The organism is Stenotrophomonas sp. GD04145 (genome assembly GCF_029835135.1).
Taxonomy (GTDB): domain Bacteria; phylum Pseudomonadota; class Gammaproteobacteria; order Xanthomonadales; family Xanthomonadaceae; genus Stenotrophomonas; species Stenotrophomonas maltophilia_P.
The window spans coordinates 14632-33376 of record NZ_JAODZG010000037.1 but is presented as its reverse complement, the minus strand read 5'-3'; the positions used below and the strand labels follow the sequence as shown (position 1 = coordinate 33376).

Below are 18745 nucleotides of genomic sequence, written 5' to 3'. Positions count from 1 at the left end.
GCCGCGCCGATGGTAGTGTGGCTCAAGCCATGCGAGAGTAGGTCATCGCCAGGGTTTACACCCAAAACCCCGCTGCTCGCGCAGCGGGGTTTTTCTTTATGCGCGGAAAGCGGCCACTGAGCTGCGATCGCACAAAAAAAGCGGCGCCCCGTAGGGCGCCGCTCTGACCTCGATAGCGTTCAGTCGAGCATGGCGCGACGTTAGCGGGCCGGGGTCTTGGCCTTCATCATCGTGTCGCGGGCGGCTTTGAAGGGATTGCCTTCATACCAGTTCGGCCAGCGGTCGCCACCGGCAAGCTCCTTGCCGACGCCGTACATCAGCTGCAGGTCTTCGACAGTGCCGTCCAGCTTCCAGCTCGCCGCATCGAACTCATCCTTCGGGCCATGGTAGCGGTTGGCGCCGTAGTCGGCTGCTGCCTTGCGGCCGGCTTCCACCCCACCTTCGCGCAGATCTTCGCCGCCGTCGGCGTACAGCGCCGGGACGCCTGCCTTGGCGAAATTGAAGTGGTCGGAACGGAAGTAGAAGCCACTCTGTACCGAGCTTTCGCCGTGCAGGGTGCGTCCCTGGGCCGCCGCCAGCGGCTTGAGGATGTCTTCCAGCTCGGAGCTGCCGAAGCCGGTCACCGTCACGTCCTTGGCGCGGCCGGCCACGGACATGGCGTCGATGTTGATGACGCCGGCGATCCTGTCCAGCGGGAACGTCGGATGCGCAACGTAGTACTTGGAGCCGAGCAGGCCGGATTCTTCCAGGGTCACGGCAAGGAACACCACCGAACGCTCCGGCTTCGGATCCTGGTGGGCCATCGCTTCGGCGACTTCCAGGATGCCTGCCACGCCGGTCGCATTGTCGATCGCACCGTTGTAGATGTTGTCGCCTTCCTCGCCCTCGTGCTTGCCCAGGTGATCCCAATGGGCCATGTACAGCACGGCCTCGTCGGCACGCTTGGTGCCCGGCAGGACGCCGACCACGTTGCGCGACTGCTTCTGTGCGATACGGCTCTTGAGGTCGACGGATGCGGTGGCTTTCAGCGGCACCGGCTTGAAGCCGCGCTTGCTGGCGTCCTTGTAGGCCTGGTCAAGGTCCAGGCCCGCAGCGGCGAACAGCGAGCGTGCGGCGTCGGCGCTCAGCCAGCCCTGCACCGGGATGCGTGCTTCCGGATCGTCCTTGGCCGGCAGGTCGTACTGCGGTCCGGCCCAGGAGTTCTTCACCACATCCCAGCCGTAGGAGGCGCCGGCCGTGTCGTGCACGATCAGGGCCGCGGCGGCGCCCTTGCGTGCGGCCTCCTCGAACTTGTAGGTCCAGCGGCCGTAATAGGTCATGCGCTTGCCGTCGAACAGGGTTTCGTCATCGACGTGGAAACCCGGGTCGTTGACGAACATGACGACCGTCTTGCCCTTCCAGTCCTGGCCGGCATAGTCGTTCCACTTCTGTTCCGGTGCATCGACACCGTAGCCGACGAACACCAGGTCGCTGGCATCGATGCTGATCTCGGCCTGGCCGGTACGCGTGCCGACCACCATGTCAGTGCCGAACTTCAGTTCGGTGGTCTTGCCGCCCTGGTTGATCTTCAGCACGGTGGACTCATCGGCCGTGGTTTCGGTCATCGGCACGTCCTGGAACCAGCTGTCGCCATTGCCTGGCTGCAGGCCGATGCGCTGCATCTGGTCGCGGATGTAGTTGACCGTCAGCTCTTCGCCCTTGCTGCCCGGTGCTCGCCCTTCGAACTCGTCGGAGGCCAGGGTCTTGACCATCTCGGCGAAGTCGGCGGCATTGATCTCCGGCGAGAACGCATGGCCCGCGGTCGCGGTGGACGGGGCGGTACTGTCGGTGCCGGCGCTCGGCGCCGGGGAGTCATTGCCTTTGCAGGCACTGAGCGCGGCCGCGGCGGCCAGGCACAGGAGGAGTTTGCGGGGCATCATCGGTTCCTGGGAAACAAGGGAGGGCCGCACGGTGGTGCGGCCGGGAACGGGGAGTATCCCCGAATCGTTGGGCTCAGTCCGCCGGCGCGGTTTCGCTGTCGAACGGAATGGGATCGGCGCCGCTGACCGGGCCGATGCGCGCGGTGCGGTGCACGTACAGCACCACGTCCCGCTCGAAGTGCAGGGCGCCACTGACCACGGCGTTCGGGCCGATGATGACCCGCGGCTTGCGGACGGCCGTCAGCGAGACGCTGAAGCTGGGCTTGCGCACGCGCACGCCGCCGTCGACCTGGGAGCCGATGCCCACGGTGATATCGCCATTGACGGTTTCCACGTCCTTGCTGACGCGGCTCTCGACCAGGCCGATGCCACCGTTGACGGTCTCCACGCCGCCTTCGATCTGGCTGCCGCGATCACTGAAGATGCTGCCATTGACCGTGCTGACGTTGCCGCGGGCGATCACCTCACGGCCCAGGCGCACCCCGCCGTTGACCGTTTCGATGCTGCCGGTACGGGCGCGGTCGGCGACCTTCACCCCACCGTTGACGGTATCGATGCTGCCGGTTTCGCTGCCTTCGCCGACGCGGATGCCGCCGTTGACGGTATCCAGCTTGCCGTAGCGCTGCCCGGCTTCGGCGGTGATGCTGCCGTTGACCTTGCTGATGTTGTCCTGTGCCCAGGCGGGACTGCTGGCCAGCAGCACGCCCAACAGCAGCGGAATGGATCGAATGTTCATGGGTCCCTCGGTGGATGTGCGGCTGGCAGGCCGCGTGCGTTGATGTCACCATTCCCCAATCGCCCCTGCAACTGCCTGAAGTCACTGGAAAGCCCTTGCGCAACAACGCCTTCCCCTCACGCCGACATCACATCGCCGCTGCCCGCGGCGGGCGCTGCCTGCTGCTGGGGCTGGCCTTGGCATTGGCGCTGCCGCTTCCGTCAGGTGCACAGAACACGCGCGAAACGGAGCGCAAGCTGCAGAAGCTGCGCAGCGAGCTGAAGGGCGTCGCGCAGGAGCGCCGCCAGCTTGAGGGCCAGCGTGGCCAGGCATCTCAGCAGCTGCGCGCGGCCGATGAGAAGGTGGCCCGCAGCGGCCGTGTGCTGGCCCAGACCGAGGCGGCGCTGCGCGAGCAGAACCAGGCACTGGCCGAGGCCGAGCGACGTCGCACGACCCTGCAGTCCAACCTGGCGCAGCAGCATCGCGAACTGGCCGGGTTGCTGCGCGCGGCCTATCAGCTGGGCAACCACGCCCCGCTCAAGCTGCTGCTGTCACAGGACACGGTGGCCGATGCCAACCGTGCACTGGCCTACCACCGGTACCTGCAGCGCGAGCGCGCGCAGCGCATCACCGCATTGACTGCCGATCTCAAGGAACTGGAGGCGCTGCAGGCACAGATTGCCGAACGCCAGCAGCAGCTGCAGGGGACCCAGCGCGAGCAGAAGCAGCAGGCGGCTGCGCTGGCGGCCGATCGTCGCGAACGTGCGCAGACCGTGGCCTCGCTGGACGAACGCTTCAAGGACCGGCGCGAGAAGGAACAGGCATTGGGGCAGGATGCCAAGGCACTGGAAACCCTGCTGGCCAATCTGCGCGCGGCCGCAGCGCGGGCCGAAGCCGAGCGTCGCGCGGCAGCGCGCCGGGCTGCCGCGGAGAAGGCCGCCGCCGAACGCGCTGCACGCCAGGCCGCCGCCGAAGGCCGACCGCCGCCGGCGACCAAGGTGCCGCCGGCCGTGGCATCGGCGCCGGCACCGAAGGTGGGGGGACTGGGGTGGCCGCTGTCGGGCAACCTGCTGGCACGCTATGGCGGCAAGCTGCCGGATGGCCGCACCAGCAGCGGCGTGCTGATCGGTGCCCCGGCCGGCAGCACGGTGACCGCGGTAGCCGATGGCACGGTCGTCTTCTCCGATTGGATGACCGGTTACGGCATGATCCTGATCGTCGATCACGGCAACGGCTACATGAGCCTCTATGCGCACAACGACACGCTGCTGAAGGATGCAGGTGCGCGGGTCAGCCGTGGCGATGCGGTCGCCAAGGTCGGCAACTCCGGCGGCCAGGGCGTGACCGCACTGTATTTCGAGCTGCGTCGTGGCGGGCAGCCGGTCAATCCGGACAGCTGGCTGCAGCGCCGCTGAACCCGGGGCCTGCACGGACTGCGTGGGTTCAACGGGAATTTAGCTGTGCTTCGCGCATAATCGGTGCCTGTGCCTTGGGCACGATGCCACCGTCGACAGGAGTGCTCCATGCGCGCAGCCCGTACCGCCACCCTCTTGCTGGCCCTGTTGCCAGCGCTGTCCTGGGCGCAGCAGACCGCGCCGGCCCCGACCGCTGCGAACAGCGGGCAGGCGGCGAGCAGCGAGGAGGCGGTGACCTCGAAGGTGCCGCTGGAAGACATCCGCCGTTTCGTGGCGGTGTACAACGCGGTGCGCGCGGCCTATGTCGACCCGGTCGACGACAACAAGTTGATGCAGTCGGCGGTCCGTGGCCTGCTGCTCGACCTCGACCCGCACAGCACGTACTTCAACAAGGAAGATGCGCAGGCCTTCGACGAGCAGGCCTCCGGTGCCTACGAGGGCATCGGCGTCGAGCTGCAGCAGCAGCCGGACAACGCCAGCATGAAGGTGATCGCGCCGATCGATGACACGCCGGCGGCCAAGGCTGGCATCCTCGCGGGCGATCTGATCATCGCCATCGATGGCAAGCCGATCAGTGCGATCGATGCCAGTGAGCCGCTGCGGGGCCCGGCCGGCAGCAAGGTGGTGCTGACCATCGTGCGCGACGGCCGGCCGAAACCTTTCGATGTCAGCCTGACCCGGCAGACGATCCGCGTCACCAGCGTGCGCAGCCGCCTGCTGGAACCGGGCTATGGCTACATCCGCCTGAGTACCTTCCAGGCCGACACCGGTTCGGATTTCCAGAAGCATGTGCAGCAGCTGCAGAAGCAGTCCGGTGGAACGCTGAAGGGGCTGGTGCTGGACCTGCGCAGCAATCCGGGTGGCCTGCTGACCGCCGCTGTGCAGGTGGCCGACGATCTGCTGGACAAGGGCAACATCGTCAGTACGCGGGGCCGCATCAGCATCAGCGATGCGCGTTTCGACGCCACGCCGGGCGACCTGTTGAAGGGCGCACCGGTGGTGGTGCTGGCCGATGCGGGTTCGGCCAGCGCCTCGGAAGTGCTGGCCGGTGCATTGCGCGACAATGGCCGCGCACGCGTGGTCGGCAGCCGCACGTTCGGCAAGGGCTCGGTGCAGACCGTGCTGCCGCTGGACAACGGCGATTCGGTGAAGCTGACCACGGCGCGCTACTACACGCCCAGCGGCAAGTCGATCCAGGCCACCGGCATCGTGCCGGATGTGGAGCTCAAGCCTGCGCCGCGCCCTGAGGATGACGCGCTGCCGGCCAGCCTGAGCGACTACAGCGAAGCCACCCTGCCGGGTCATCTGCGCGGCGACGACGAAGGGACCGAAGGTTATCGCGCAGGCGCGGTGTTGCCGGGCGATGGCCCGATCAACGATGCGCTCGCCGAACTGAAGCATCCCGGCTCGGTGGCCGCGCGACTGAAGGCCGAAGCCGCGAAGGCGGAAGCGGAAAAGGCCGCCGACGCGGCGACCGCCAAGCCGGAAGCAAAGCCGGAAGCAAAGCCGGAAGCAAAGCCGGAAGCAAAGCCGGAAGCAAAGCCGAGCCCGGCCCCGGCAAAGCCCTGAGGTAGCGCCGGGCCACGCCCGGCGACGCCGGCCGGTTGCCTAGAACCCGTGCCGCTTGCGCAGGCGGCGCGCGATCGCTGCGCGCACGTACACGCCATACACCACGCCGAACACGAAGCCGCCGATGTGGGCCCACCAGGCCACCATGCCGAAGGTCGGGCCGATATAGGCGAACACCACCTGCAGTGCTGCCCACACACCGATCAGCAGGTAGGCCGGGGCGCGTACGAACTCCAGGAACAGGCCGAGGGGAATCACCACGCCCAGTCGCGCGCCCGGGAAAAGGGCCAGGTAGGCGCCGATCAGGGCTGACACCGCGCCGCTGGCACCGATGATGATCTGGTCCGGGCTGCCCATGGTGTAGATCGCCACCAGGTTGGAGACCGCGCCGCCGACCAGGAACAGCAGCAACAGGCGCCATGGCCCCAGTACCCGCTCTGCCGGCAGGCCGAAGATCAGCAGGAAGACCAGATTGCCCAGCAGGTGCGACCAGTCCGCATGCAGGAACAGGGCTGTGAACAGGCGCAGCACGCTGCCGTCCTGCAGGGTGGCCCACCAGTCCAGCGGATGGGTCAGCCCGGTGGAGAGCGCGCCCCAGTCGAGCCACAGGCTGCCCCTGGCATCATCCGGCCGTGAGATCGACCACAGGAAAGCCAGCCACAGTGCCGCAAACAGCACGGGTGTGGCCCAGCGCAGGGCGGCTTTCTTGCGCGACGGAAGGGAAACGAACATGGCGACAAGCCTAGCGCGCCGGGCTCCGTGGCGGGGGCGCTCCTGTTCAGGTTTTGCGACGAAAAAAGCGCCGCCGCTGTTATTGTTTCATTAACGGCTCTGGGTAATACTCGCATACGGCGTCGTATGTCGGGAGGGGAATCCGGCGCGCTCCGATGGGCCCCAGGGCCTGCCGGGCGCAGGCGCACTCAGAGCAACATCACCGCTTACCGGAGAGAGAACTACGATGCAAACCGCTTCCACCATTGCCCGTCTGACCCTGCTGGCCGTCGGCGTTGCCGGTGCGCTGGCCGCCGCCGACGCCAACGCTGCTGCCTTCCAGCTGAAGGAAAACAGCGCCAAGGGCCTGGGCCGCGCCTTCGCCGGCTCCACCTCGACCGAAGGTGACGCCTCGGTCATCGCCACCAACCCGGCCTCCATGCGCCTGCTCGACGGTACCCTGCTGCAGGGCGACGTCAGCGCGATCAGCTTCGGTGCCAAGTTCCGCGGCCGTGGCGAATACGGCAACGGCGCGCCGATCTCGGGTGGCAACGGCGGCGACGCCGGCATGATCGCCCCGGTCCCGGCGGCCTACTTCCACCTGCCGTTCGGCGAGAACGAGAACATGCACTTCGGTGCCTCGCTGACCGTTCCGTTCGGCTTCAAGACCGAATACGACCGTGACTGGGTCGGCCGCTACAACGGCGTCAAGACCGAACTGCAGGCGATCGACCTGGGCGTCGCGTTCTCGTACGACGTCAACCCGTACCTGTCGTTTGGTGCTTCGGTGTTCGCCGAGCGCCTGAACGTCGACCTGACCAGCGCCGTCGACACCGGCACCGCGATCAATGCCACGGCCCAGCGTCAGGCTGCCGCCCGCGTGCTGCAGGCTGGTGGTACTCCGGCCCAGGCCGCTGCCGCTTCGCAGGCTGCTGCCCGCCAGGCGGCCCAGCTGGGCTTCGCTCCGGGCACTGCTGATGGCTACCTGCGCATCAAGGGTGACGAAGTGTCGGTCGGCTATACCCTGGGCATGACCGTCAGCCCGGTGGAAGGCACCAACATCGCCTTCAGCTACCGCTCGGAGGTCGAACACAAGATCACCGACGGCACTGCCGACTTCACCATTCCGCAGAATGCCGCGGCCTTCCTTGCCAATACCGGCACCTTCATCGACAGCAACGGCCGCGCCACCATCACCCTGCCGGCCAGCGCGACCGTCGGCATCACCCATCGGGTGAACGACCAGTGGCAGGTCATGGCTGAAGTCACCCGTACTGCGTGGAGCAAGTTCGACCAGGTCACCGTCGACTATGACTCCAACCAGCCGGACAGCGTGCTGCCGTTCCACTACCGCGATACCACCTTCGCGGCGATCGGTACCGATTACAAGGTCAACGACAAGCTGACCCTGCGCGGCGGCCTGGCCTACGATCAGACCCCGACCACCTACGAGCACCGTGACGTCCGCGTGCCGGACACCACCCGCAAGTGGCTGTCGCTGGGTATGACCTACGCAGCGTCGGACAAGCTGGAGTACAGCGTGGGCTACACCCACCTGTTCACCAAGGATCCGGACATCTACTCGACCTCGGCGACGGCCAACACCGTCATCGGCAAGTACAAGGTCAGTGGCGACGTGCTGGCCGCATCGCTGCAGTACAAGTTCTGATCCAGGCTTCGGCCTCATCCAGTACACGAAGGGCCCCGCGCAAGCGGGGCCTTTTGTTTGTGCAGCGCGCATCCACGCGGGCTGTGGATCTACGACAATGGCCGCATGAACCTGTCCGATCCGAACTTCCAGCTGGAGCTGGCCGCCAACGTAGCGGTCGCAGGCTCGATCCTGCTGGCGGGACGCAACAACGTCCACACCTGGTGGCTGGGCATCGTCGGCTGCGCGTTGTTCGCCGTTGTCTTCGAGCGCTCACACCTGTTCGCCGACATGGTGCTGCAGTTCTTCTTCATCGCCATCAGCGTGCTGGGATGGTGGCAATGGCTGCGTGGCAACCACGGCGCACCGCTGCCGATCACCTCGCTGCGCCCGCGCATGGGAATGTGGCTGCTGCCGACGGCGGCCCTGGCCACGTTCGGCTACGGCTGGATGCTGACCCGCCTGACCCACGCCTATGCGCCCTACGTCGATTCGGCGGTACTGGTGCTGAGCGTGATCGCGCAGATCCTGATGATGCGCCGCAAGCTGGAATCGTGGTGGGTGTGGCTGCTGGTCAATACGATCGCCGTGCCCCTGTACTACAGCCGTGGCCTGCACCTGACGTCGATCCTGTACGTCGGTTTCTGGATCAATGCACTGGTGGCGTTGCGCCACTGGCGCAATCTGATGCGTGCCGAGGCCACGGCGGCACCTGGCTCCCTGTAGAGCCGAGCCCACGCTCGGCTGCGCCGGAAAAGCCAAGCGCGGGCTCGGTTCTACAGCAAGCGAGGCACAAAAAACCCCGCTTCCGCGGGGTTTTTCGTTGACCACATCAACCCGGTGATCAGTCGCCCAGCGTCAGCAGCGAGGCGTTACCACCAGCGGCCGTGGTGTTCACCGTGACGGTCTTCTCGGTGGCAAAGCGCAGCAGATAATGTGGGCCACCGGCCTTCGGTCCGGTGCCGGACAGGCCCTGGCCGCCGAATGGCTGCACACCGACCACTGCACCGATCTGGTTGCGGTTGACATACACATTGCCGACCTGGATGCCGTTGGTGATGCGATCGACGGTCTCGTCGATGCGCGAGTGCACGCCCAGGGTCAGGCCGTAGCCGGTGGCATTGATCTGCTCGATCACCGCGTCCAGCTGCTCACCCTTCCAGCGGATGACGTGCAGGACCGGCCCGAAGATCTCCTTCTGCAGCTGGCCCAGGTTCTTCAGTTCGTACGCGCGCGGTGCGAAGAAGGTGCCGTGGGCAGCCTCGGCGGACAGTTCAGCCGCAGCGATCAGGCGCGCTTCGCGGTCCATGCGTTCGGCATGGTCCTGCAGGATCTTCAGCGCATCGGCGTCGATCACCGGGCCGACGTCGGTGGACAGCAGGCCGGGGTCGCCGACCTTCAGTTCCTTCATGGCGCCGGCCAGCATGGTCATCACCTTGTCGGCGATGTCGCCCTGCACGAACAGCACGCGTGCGGCCGAGCAGCGCTGGCCGGCCGAGGTGAAGGCCGAACCGATCGCATCCTTGACCAGCTGTTCCGGCAGCGCCGAGGAGTCGGCGATGAAGGCGTTCTGGCCACCCGTCTCGGCGATCAGCACGCCGATGGCGGCATCACGCGCGGCCATCGCACGGTTGATCGCACGTGCGGTGTCGGTGGAGCCGGTGAAGGCCACGCCCGCCACGCGCGGATCGGCGGTCAGCGCCGCGCCGACGGTGGCACCATCGCCCGGCAGGAACTGCACCACCTCGGCCGGCACGCCGGCGTCATGCAGCAGCTTCACGGCGTAGTAGCCGACCAGGTTGGTCTGCTCTGCCGGCTTGGCGATGACGCTGTTGCCGGCAGCCAGTGCGGCGGCCACCTGGCCCAGGAAGATCGCCAGCGGGAAGTTCCACGGGCTGATGCAGACAAACACGCCACGGCCGTGCAGCTGCAGCTCGTTGGATTCGCCGGTGGGGCTCGGCAGCTTCTCGGCATGTCCGAACTGCTCGCGTGCCTGCTTGGCGTAGTAGCGCAGGAAGTCGACCGCTTCACGCACTTCGGCAATGCTGTCGGGCAGGCTCTTGCCGGCTTCCTTCACGCACAGCGCCATGAACTCGGGCATGCGTGCTTCGAGCTGGTCGGCGGCGTGCTCGAGAATGGCGGCGCGGCTTGCTGCCGGGGTGCGGTTCCAGGCCGGCTGCGCGGCCACGGCATTGGCCAGCGCCTTCTGCACGGTGGCGGTATCGGCGGGCAGCCACTGGCCGACCACTTCGCGGGTATCGGCGGGGTTGGTTACCGGTTGCGGCGCGCCTGCGGGGGTCGCACCCGGCACCAGCGGCGCGGCCTGCCACGGCTTCACTGCCGCGTTGAGCTGCCCGGCCAGGGCGCGCAGTTCGTTGTCGTTGGCGAGATTGGCGCCCATGGAGTTCTTCCTGTCGTGGTTCTGGCTGCGCAGCAGGTCAACCGGCAGCGGGATCTTGGGATGCGGAATCGATTCGAACGAGGACACCATCTCGACCGGATCGCGGATCAGATCGGAGATCGGCACGCGTTCGTCGGTGATGCGGTTGACAAAGCTGGAGTTGGCGCCGTTTTCCAGCAGGCGCCGCACCAGATACGGCAGCAGATCCTCATGCGATCCGACCGGTGCATAGACGCGGCAGGGAAGGCCGAGACGATCGGCCGGCACCACTTCGGCGTAGAGATCGTCGCCCATGCCGTGCAGCTTCTGGTGCTCGTACACGCCGCCGTTGGCAATGCTGCGCACGGCCGCGATGGTGTGCGCGTTGTGGGTGGCGAACATCGGGTAGATCACATCGGCATGCGTGAACAGACGCTTGGCACAGGCCAGGTAGGACACGTCGGTGTTCTGCTTGCGGGTGAACACCGGGTAGCCCGGGTAGCCCTCGATCTGCGCGCGCTTGATCTCGGCATCCCAGTAGGCGCCCTTGACCAGGCGCACCTGCAGGCGGCGACCGGCACGGCGGGCCATGTCGGCCAAGTGGTCGATCGTGTACGGGGTGCGCTTCTGGTAGGCCTGCACCACGACGCCGAAGCCGTCCCAGCCGGCCAGCGAGGCGTCGCAGAACACCTGCTCGATGATGTCCAGCGACAGCTCGAGGCGGTCGGACTCCTCGGCGTCGACGGTGCAGCCGATGCCGTAGCTCTTGGCCAGCTGCGCCAGTTCCAGCACGCCCGGCACCAGGTCCTTCAGCACGCGCTCGCGCTTGGCATGTTCGTAGCGCGGGTACAGCGCCGACAGCTTGATCGAGATGCCCGGTGCGTTGTTGACGTCGCCGTCGGGACGGCCGCCGCGTGCCTTGTGGTCACCGCCGATGGCGTGGATCGCACGACGGTAGTCTTCCAGATAGCGCAGCGCATCCTTCATGGTCAGGGCACCTTCGCCCAGCATGTCGAAGGAATAGCGATAGCTGGCGTTGTCGCCCTTGTGCGAACGCGCGAGCGCCTCGCTGATGGTGCGGCCCATGACGAACTGATGGCCCATGATCTTCATCGCCTGGCGCACGGCCAGGCGGATCACCGGCTCACCCACGCGTCCGACCAGGCGCTTGAACGCGCTGGGTGCGTCAGCACGGGTGGCATCGTTCATCTGCACCAGCTTGCCGGTCAGCATCAGGCCCCAGGTGGAGGCATTGACCAGTACCGAGTCACTGCCGCCCAGGTGCTTTTCCCAGTCGGCGTCGGCCAGCTTGTCGCGGATCAGTTTGTCGGCGGTGTCCTGGTCCGGAATGCGCAGCAGCGCTTCGGCCACGCACATCAGCAGCACGCCTTCCTCGCTGCCCAGATCGTACTGGCGCATGAAGGCTTCGATCGCGCCCTGGTCCTTGGCGCGCACGCGCACGCGGCCGACCAGATCGGCGGCCAGCGCCTGCACCCGGGCCTGTTCCTCGGCGGGCAGGCGAGCCTGCGCCAGCAGCTCACGGACGTGGCTGGCCTCGTCCTTCAGCCAGGCGTCGGTAATGGCCTGGCGGAACGGGTTGGGGGACGCCGGCAGTTCCGGCGACAGCAGCGCGCCGGGACGCAGGGCGTCCTGGGCGGCAAGGGAGGAGGAGGGTGCGTTCATGCCGGTCCGGCCAATGGAAAACTTGGCGATTTTAATCATTTTTGCGCCCTTCGGAAGTGCCCCGCGGCCGCCTTCATGAATGCTGATAGCCCCTAACGGTGGTGGATTCAGCGTGTTCAGCAAGCGCGACACTATTTGTGCTGAATTCGTCATTTGCGGCGCCGGGCGAATGCTGTATTGCAGCATGGCAAAAAGTGTGAATGCACCCTTGCTACCGGTGAGACGGCGGGGCTACCATCGAGACGTTTCCCGCGGCAGGAACGCGGTTGCGACATGATCGAGGTGCTTCCAGCTCCAGATGGGTCAGGTACGCAGCTGCGGCTGCGTCCCCCACGGGCGCTCGATGCCCGGCAGTTCGTCCTGTTGTTCACCGTGTTGTCGGGAGCGATGTGGCTGGTCTCCGCCCTGGGGTGGTTGGCCGGCAATGCATTCGCCCCCCTGTTCGCGCTGCTGTACAGCCTGTTGCTGGCAGCCGCGTTACGTGCCCTGTGGCGCAGCGGCGAACGGCAGGAGGAAATCCGGGTAGTGCCGGCGTATGTGGAGGTCATCCCCGTACCCGGTGGATTGCCGGTGTTCCGGGCTCACCCGCATTGGGTGCGCCTGCTCGCCGACGATGAGAGGGTCCGGCTTGCGTCCAGCGGCCGGCAGGTGGAGGTGGGGAGTTTCCTCGCGCCGGCCGAACGTCAGACGCTCGCAGAGACACTTGAAGGCTTGCTCGCCGCCAGCGATGGCGGCAACCGACGACGCTAAGGGTCTAGGCAATGAAGCAAAGCAGCAGGTGGGGCACGAAGTGCGTTGCAATGGCCGCCGCAGTGGTGGCCGGGGGATGGGTTCCGGCGATGGCATGGGCCCAGGCGGCCGATCCCAAGCCGTGGCAGCTGAACATGGGCAAGGGGGTAACCCAGACCTCGCGCCTGGCCTGGGAGTCGAACAATCTCTCGCTGATCGTCTGCACGGTGATCGGCGTGATCGTGTTCGGGGCGATGGCCTACGCCATCTTCAAGTTCCGCAAATCCAAGGGGGCGGTCGCAGCCACCTTCAGCCACAACACCAAGGCCGAGATCATCTGGACGGTGATCCCGGTGATCATCCTGGTGGTGATGGCATGGCCGGCCACGGCCAACCTGATCAAGATGTACGACACCCGCGATGCCGAGATGACGGTGAAGGTCACCGGCTACCAGTGGATGTGGAAGTACGAGTACCTGGGCGAGAACGTCACCTTCACCAGCCGCCTGGACCGCGAGTCGGACCGCATGCGGCAGAGTGGCAAGGTGCCGACGCGCGAGAGCCATCCCCACTACCTGCTGGATGTCGACAACCGGCTGGTGCTGCCGGTCGATACCAAGGTCCGTTTCGTCATCACCTCCGACGACGTGATCCACGCCTGGTGGGTGCCGGCGCTGGGCTGGAAGCAGGATGCCATTCCCGGCTTCATCAACGAGGCCTGGACCAGCATCGAGCAGCCGGGCGTCTATCGCGGGCAGTGCGCTGAACTGTGCGGCAAGGACCACGGATTCATGCCGATCGTGGTCGAGGCCGTGTCCAAGGAGGAGTTCAGGCAGTGGCTGGCGCAGCGCAAGCCGGCACCGCCGGCCGCAGCCCCGGCCGAACCGGCTGCGCCTGCGGCGGAGACGCCTGCCGCGCCGGCCGAACCTGCCGCCGCCGAAGCGGGTGCCGCCCCTGCCACCGCGGCCAGCGGCGCGTGATGTAAATCCCGCGGCCGCCTGCGGCCGTGGCGACAACCGATTCTGAGAGGTGTTTTGCAATGGCGCACTCGGCAGTTGGGCACGACGATCACCACCACCACCCGGGTTTCTTCGAGCGTTGGTTCTTCTCGACCAACCACAAGGACATCGGCACCCTGTATCTGCTTTTCAGCTTCATCATGTTCATCATCGGCGCGGCGATGAGCGTGATCATCCGCGCCGAGCTGATGCAGCCGGGCCTGCAGTTCGTCAGGCCGGAAACCTTCAACCAGCTCACCACCGTGCACGCACTGGTGATGATCTTCGGCGGAGTGATGCCGGCCTTCGTCGGCCTGGCCAACTGGATGGTGCCGTTGCAGATCGGTGCGCCGGACATGGCCCTGCCACGCATGAACAACTGGTCGTTCTGGCTGCTGCCGGTGGCCTTCAGCCTGCTGCTGCTCACCTTCCTGCTGCCCGGAGGTGCGCCGGCCGGTGGCTGGACGTTGTATCCGCCGCTGTCGCTGCAGGGCGGCTACAACGTGGCCTTCACTGTGTTCGCCATCCACGTGGCCGGCATCAGTTCGATCATGGGCGCGATCAACATCATCGCCACCGTGCTCAACATGCGCGCGCCGGGCATCGACCTGCTGAAGATGCCGATCTTCTGCTGGGCCTGGCTGATCACCGCCTTCCTGCTGATCGCGGTGATGCCGGTGCTGGCCGGTGCGGTGACCATGCTGCTGACCGACAAGTTCTTCGGCACCAGCTTCTTCAACGCCGCCGGTGGCGGTGACCCGGTGATGTTCCAGCACATCTTCTGGTTCTTCGGCCACCCCGAGGTGTACATCATGATCCTGCCCGCCTTCGGCGTGGTCAGCGAGATCATTCCCACCTTCAGCCGCAAGCCGCTGTTCGGCTACCAGGCGATGGTGTACGCCACGGCTGCGATCGCCTTCCTGTCGTTCATCGTCTGGGCCCACCACATGTTCACCGTGGGCATGCCGCTGGGCGGCGAGATCTACTTCATGTTCGCCACCATGCTGATCTCGATCCCGACCGGCGTGAAGGTCTTCAACTGGGTCAGCACGATGTGGCGTGGCTCGCTGACGTTCGAGGCGCCGATGCTGTGGTCGGTGGCCTTCGTCATCCTGTTCACCATTGGCGGCTTCTCCGGTCTGATGCTGGCCATCGTCGCCGCCGACTTCCAGTACCACGACACCTACTTCGTCGTTGCCCACTTCCACTACGTGCTGGTGACCGGTGCGGTGTTCGCGCTGATTGCCGCGGTGTACTACTGGTGGCCGAAGTGGACCGGTCGCATGTACAGCGAGAAGTGGGCCAAGGTGCACTTCTGGTGGTCGATCGTGTTCGTCAACCTGCTGTTCTTCCCGCAGCACTTCCTCGGCCTGGCCGGGATGCCGCGCCGTATTCCCGATTACAGCGTGGCGTTCGCCGACTGGAACCTGATCAGCTCGATCGGCGCATTCGGCATGTTCGTCACGCCCTTCATGATGGCGGCGATCCTGCTGTCCTCGCTGCGCAATGGCGAGAAGGCGGCCGATCGGTCCTGGGAAGGGGCGCGTGGCCTGGAGTGGACGCTGCCGTCGCCGGCACCGGCCCATACCTTCACCACCCCGCCGATCCTGCGCCCGGGCGATCTGGCGCATGACGACATCACGCATTGAGGTGGGGCATGCATAACGAGAGCCCGCTCCAGACCTGTAGAGCCGAGCCCGGCTCGGCTGTCGAAGAGCAGCCGGGCAGGGCCCGGCTGTACGGCGGCGAGACTCAGGGCATCGAACAGCAGCGCCGGCGTGCCCGGCGCACGGCGGTCGTGGTGGGCGCCATCGCCGTACTGGTCTATGCCACCTTCATTCTCAGCGGGGTGATCGGACGATGAGCCCGACACCGGCCAGCACACCGTCGCCCAGCGCCGGCCTGCCGCGCCTGATCGGCGTTGCCGTGGCCGTGTTCCTGCTGACCTTCTCGCTGGTGCCGCTGTATCGCATCGCGTGCGAGAAGGTGTTCGGCGTGCGCCTGGAGCGCGGCCCGGGCAGCGAGGCCAGCGTGGGGGCTGCCACCGCAAAGCGCACCGTGCGGGTGGAGTTCGATGGCGGGGTCAATTCGCGGCTGCCATGGGCATTCCATCCCGAGCAGCTGACCATGGACGTGGTGCCCGGTGAGCTGAACGAGGCGCTGTATTACGCCCGCAATGACGGCCCACAGGCGATCGTCGGCAGTGCGGTGCCCTCTGTCGCGCCAGCACGTGCCTCCGGATTCTTCAGCAAGACCGAGTGCTTCTGCTTCACCGCGCAGACGCTGCAGGCCGGCGAGAAGCGCGACATGCCGGTGCGCTTCATCGTCGATCCGGATCTGCCGCCGGAAATCAAGACGATCACCCTGTCCTACACCTTCTACCGCAACGACGCGCTGTCCGATCGGCTGGCTCCGGCCGCCACCTCGGAAGGCGCGCACGCCGCTCCCTGACCCGGATAACGACATGGCCCAGACACCGACCGACGCCAACGTGTACTTCGTCCCGGCCCAGAGCAAATGGCCATTCGTGGGCTCCATCGCGATGATGGTCACCATGGTGGGCGTGGCCAGCTGGCTCAACGATGCCAGCTGGGGGCGCTGGACGTTCTACATCGGCATCGCGATGCTGGTGCTGACCCTGTTCTGGTGGTTCAGCGACGTGGTGCGCGAATCGCAGGCCGGCAACTACAACCGCCAGGTCGATGGTTCGTTCCGGATGGGCATGGTCTGGTTCATCTTCTCCGAGGTGATGTTCTTCGGCGCATTCTTCGGCGCACTGTTCTACACCCGCCACCTGGGCCTGTCCTGGCTCAGCGGCGAGGGACGCGGGGTGATGACCAACGAGCTGCTGTGGCAGGGCTACTCCGCGGGGTGGCCCACCAACGGCCCGGCGGCGATCGGCGGGGCCTTCCAGACCATTCCGGCCTGGGGCCTGCCGTTGATCAATACGCTGATCCTGCTGACTTCCGGCGTGACGCTCACCATCGCCCACCATGCGCTGAAGGCCGGGCACCGTCGCCAGCTGCTGGTCTGGCTGGGCCTGACCGTGGCGCTGGGCCTGGGCTTCCTTGCCCTGCAGGCGGAGGAGTACATCCACGCCTACAAGGAGCTGAACCTGACGCTCGGCTCGGGCATCTACGGGTCGACGTTCTTCATGCTGACCGGTTTCCACGGTGCGCACGTGCTGCTGGGCACGATCATGCTGATCGTGATGTGGCTGCGCTCGGCGAAGGGGCATTTCACCCGCGACAACCATTTCGCGTTCGAAGCCGCTGCGTGGTACTGGCACTTCGTCGACGTGGTGTGGCTGATGCTGTTCCTGTTCGTCTACGTGCTGTAAGCGCCGATGCCGGTGGCGTACTCAGCCACCGATGCCGTGCGGTTTGATCCAGCCCATGTAGATGCTCACGATCACCAGTACGATCAACGCCACCGACACCGCGATGCGGCGCGTCAGTGCGTTGACCGTGCGCTTGGTCTGGCCCCGGTCGACCAGCAGGTAGTACAGCCCGGCGCCCAGGTTCCAGACGATGACGATCAGAAACGCGATCACCAGCAGGGTCTTCAGCGAATCACTCATGCGCGGCTCGAGGGCAGGGTGGATGTGCCTATCTGACCGCGTTTGCGCGGACTTGTCATGATGCGCCAGCACACGCGGGTGATCGGCTGGCTGCTGGCGCTGGTGGCGATCACGGGATTCACCGCGCTGGGCCTGTGGCAGTTGCAGCGCATGCATGCAAAGCAGGCCATGCTGGATGCGCAGGGCCCCGCTGCGGCGCAGGCACTTCCGCTGGCGCAGGCACTGGCGGCGCCGGGCGCGCTGCATGGCGTGGCCGACCATGGCCGCTTCCTGCCGGGCGTGGTGCTGCTGGACAACCAGACCCGGCACGGCCGGGCCGGGGTGAAGATCTATCGCCCCTTCCGCAGCGACGGCGGCAGCGTGCTGCTGGTCGACCTCGGCTGGCGCGCGCTGCCCGCCGACCGCACGCTCCCCGACCTGCCGCCGCCGCCTTCGCCGGTGGCCGTGCGCGGGCTGCTGGCGCCGCCGCCGTCGGCAGGGTTGGCGCTGGGCCCGGCGTTCTCTGCAACCGGTGAGGCGCAGCGCTGGCTGGCCAGCCGGCTGCCTGCCGAGGGCCTGGCGACGGCGCTGGGGCTGCCTGCACTGCCGGAGCGCGTGCTGCGGCTTGATCCGGCGCTGCCCTTCGGTGATGAACGCGACCTCGATCTGCTGCCGAACACGCTGCCCCCGCAGCGCCACCTGGGTTACGCCGTGCAATGGTTCGGCCTGGCGCTGACCGTGCTGGTGGTTGCGCTGGTGCTGGAAGGGCGCAGCAGGCGCGTTCCACGCTAGCGCCGGCCCGACTTCGGGCGCCCGGCATCCCCTGTCCAACCATGAGAAAATGCCCGCATGAACACTGCTACATCCCCGCAGGCGCGCGGTTCCGGTCGCCGGACCCTGGTGCTGTTGTTCGCCGTGTTCTTCGGGGCAATGGCGCTGGCGGCCGTGCTGCGCTTCTCCGGATGGCAGCCCACCGGCCACCGCAACAGTGGACAGCTGCTCAAACCCCCGGTGGACCTGCGCCAGCAGCTACCGACCCTGGCCGACGGCACGGCCTATCCCTGGAATCCGGAGGCGCGCACCTGGCGCCTGCTGGTGGCACCGGCCGGTGCCTGCGACGCGCAGTGCGTCACTTTGTCGCAGGGACTGGGCAAGGTGTGGCAGCTGTTCGGCCATAACGCCGATAATGTCGAGATCCTGTGGCTGGGTCCGCCACCGGCGTCGATCGCCTCGCTGCCCGCGCTGCGGCCGCTGGCACCGTCGCCAGCGCTGCGCGCGGCCCTGCCCGGCGTCGACGATCCGGCTGGCCTGCCGGTCTACGTGATCGATCCGAACGGCTTCGTGATCATGCGCCATGCCCCGGGCAGCGACCTCGGGGGCCTGCGCAAGGACATGGCCACGTTGCTGAAACTGAAGTGA

The 18745-nt window shown here is 66.7% G+C and carries 17 protein-coding genes; 12 read left to right on the top strand and 5 right to left on the bottom strand.

All coding sequences use genetic code 11. From position 1 onward, the window contains the following. Positions 1-200: 200 nt before the first annotated feature. Positions 201-1916 (bottom strand): M28 family metallopeptidase, encoded by a 1716-nt coding sequence (locus N7367_RS15265; protein ID WP_279942712.1) that lies wholly within the window; start codon positions 1914-1916, stop codon positions 201-203. 76 nt (positions 1917-1992) lie between these two features. Further along, on the bottom strand, positions 1993-2655 hold the full coding sequence (locus N7367_RS15260; RefSeq protein ID WP_053520207.1) for a hypothetical protein: 663 nt from the start codon (positions 2653-2655) through the stop codon (positions 1993-1995). A gap of 95 nt (positions 2656-2750) precedes the next feature. Here N7367_RS15260 and N7367_RS15255 point away from each other — a divergent pair, with 95 nt between their 5' ends. After that, positions 2751-4049: a peptidoglycan DD-metalloendopeptidase family protein gene (locus N7367_RS15255; RefSeq protein ID WP_053520206.1), complete on the top strand. Its 1299-nt coding sequence runs from the start codon at positions 2751-2753 to the stop codon at positions 4047-4049. Between the two features lie 108 nt (positions 4050-4157). Next, complete coding sequence (locus N7367_RS15250; RefSeq protein ID WP_279942711.1) at positions 4158-5618, top strand: S41 family peptidase; 1461 nt, start codon at positions 4158-4160, stop codon at positions 5616-5618. 39 nt (positions 5619-5657) lie between these two features. On the opposite strand, the gene N7367_RS15245 is transcribed toward N7367_RS15250, so the two are convergent. Continuing rightward, positions 5658-6350: a rhomboid family intramembrane serine protease gene (locus N7367_RS15245; RefSeq protein ID WP_053520204.1), complete on the bottom strand. Its 693-nt coding sequence runs from the start codon at positions 6348-6350 to the stop codon at positions 5658-5660. Between the two features lie 226 nt (positions 6351-6576). Here N7367_RS15245 and N7367_RS15240 point away from each other — a divergent pair, with 226 nt between their 5' ends. Next, entirely contained in the window at positions 6577-7998 is a 1422-nt protein-coding gene (locus tag N7367_RS15240) for an outer membrane protein transport protein (RefSeq protein WP_065175449.1), read from the top strand. Positions 7999-8103: 105 nt separating this feature from the next. Next, a complete protein-coding gene (pnuC, locus tag N7367_RS15235; protein ID WP_279942710.1) occupies positions 8104-8703 on the top strand; it encodes a nicotinamide riboside transporter PnuC in 600 nt (199 codons plus the stop codon). Between the two features lie 118 nt (positions 8704-8821). Here pnuC and putA read toward each other — a convergent pair whose 3' ends face one another. Next, positions 8822-12040 (bottom strand): bifunctional proline dehydrogenase/L-glutamate gamma-semialdehyde dehydrogenase PutA, encoded by a 3219-nt coding sequence (putA, locus tag N7367_RS15230; protein WP_279942709.1) that lies wholly within the window; start codon positions 12038-12040, stop codon positions 8822-8824. A 273-nt stretch (positions 12041-12313) separates the two neighbouring features. Here putA and N7367_RS15225 point away from each other — a divergent pair, with 273 nt between their 5' ends. The 6 genes from N7367_RS15225 to N7367_RS15200 are packed head-to-tail and all read left to right on the top strand — an operon-like array spanning position 12314 to position 17107. Beyond that, the gene (locus N7367_RS15225) at positions 12314-12790 is read left to right on the top strand and encodes a DUF2244 domain-containing protein (protein WP_065182572.1); all 477 of its coding nucleotides are present in this window, start codon (positions 12314-12316) and stop codon (positions 12788-12790) included. Positions 12791-12801: 11 nt separating this feature from the next. Continuing rightward, on the top strand, positions 12802-13749 hold the full coding sequence (gene coxB / locus N7367_RS15220; protein WP_053519495.1) for a cytochrome c oxidase subunit II: 948 nt from the start codon (positions 12802-12804) through the stop codon (positions 13747-13749). Positions 13750-13808: 59 nt separating this feature from the next. Next, complete coding sequence (gene ctaD, locus N7367_RS15215) at positions 13809-15416, top strand: cytochrome c oxidase subunit I (protein WP_053519494.1); 1608 nt, start codon at positions 13809-13811, stop codon at positions 15414-15416. 8 nt (positions 15417-15424) lie between these two features. Continuing rightward, positions 15425-15631 carry a hypothetical protein gene (locus N7367_RS15210; protein ID WP_053519493.1) on the top strand — a complete coding sequence of 69 codons (207 nt, stop codon included), beginning with the start codon at positions 15425-15427 and terminating at the stop codon, positions 15629-15631. Next, positions 15628-16218 carry a cytochrome c oxidase assembly protein gene (locus N7367_RS15205; RefSeq protein ID WP_053519492.1) on the top strand — a complete coding sequence of 197 codons (591 nt, stop codon included), beginning with the start codon at positions 15628-15630 and terminating at the stop codon, positions 16216-16218. Before N7367_RS15210 ends, N7367_RS15205 begins: the two co-directional genes overlap by 4 nt. A gap of 13 nt (positions 16219-16231) precedes the next feature. Next, positions 16232-17107 carry a cytochrome c oxidase subunit 3 gene (locus N7367_RS15200; RefSeq protein ID WP_053519491.1) on the top strand — a complete coding sequence of 292 codons (876 nt, stop codon included), beginning with the start codon at positions 16232-16234 and terminating at the stop codon, positions 17105-17107. Positions 17108-17128: 21 nt separating this feature from the next. Here N7367_RS15200 and N7367_RS15195 read toward each other — a convergent pair whose 3' ends face one another. Next, positions 17129-17347: a twin transmembrane helix small protein gene (locus tag N7367_RS15195; protein WP_008264755.1), complete on the bottom strand. Its 219-nt coding sequence runs from the start codon at positions 17345-17347 to the stop codon at positions 17129-17131. A gap of 57 nt (positions 17348-17404) precedes the next feature. On the opposite strand from N7367_RS15195, the gene N7367_RS15190 reads away from it, so the two are divergent. Then, on the top strand, positions 17405-18118 hold the full coding sequence (locus N7367_RS15190) for an SURF1 family protein (protein WP_065175446.1): 714 nt from the start codon (positions 17405-17407) through the stop codon (positions 18116-18118). A gap of 57 nt (positions 18119-18175) precedes the next feature. Further along, positions 18176-18745, top strand: coding sequence for a hypothetical protein (locus tag N7367_RS15185; protein ID WP_279942708.1), 570 nt, complete (start codon positions 18176-18178; stop codon positions 18743-18745).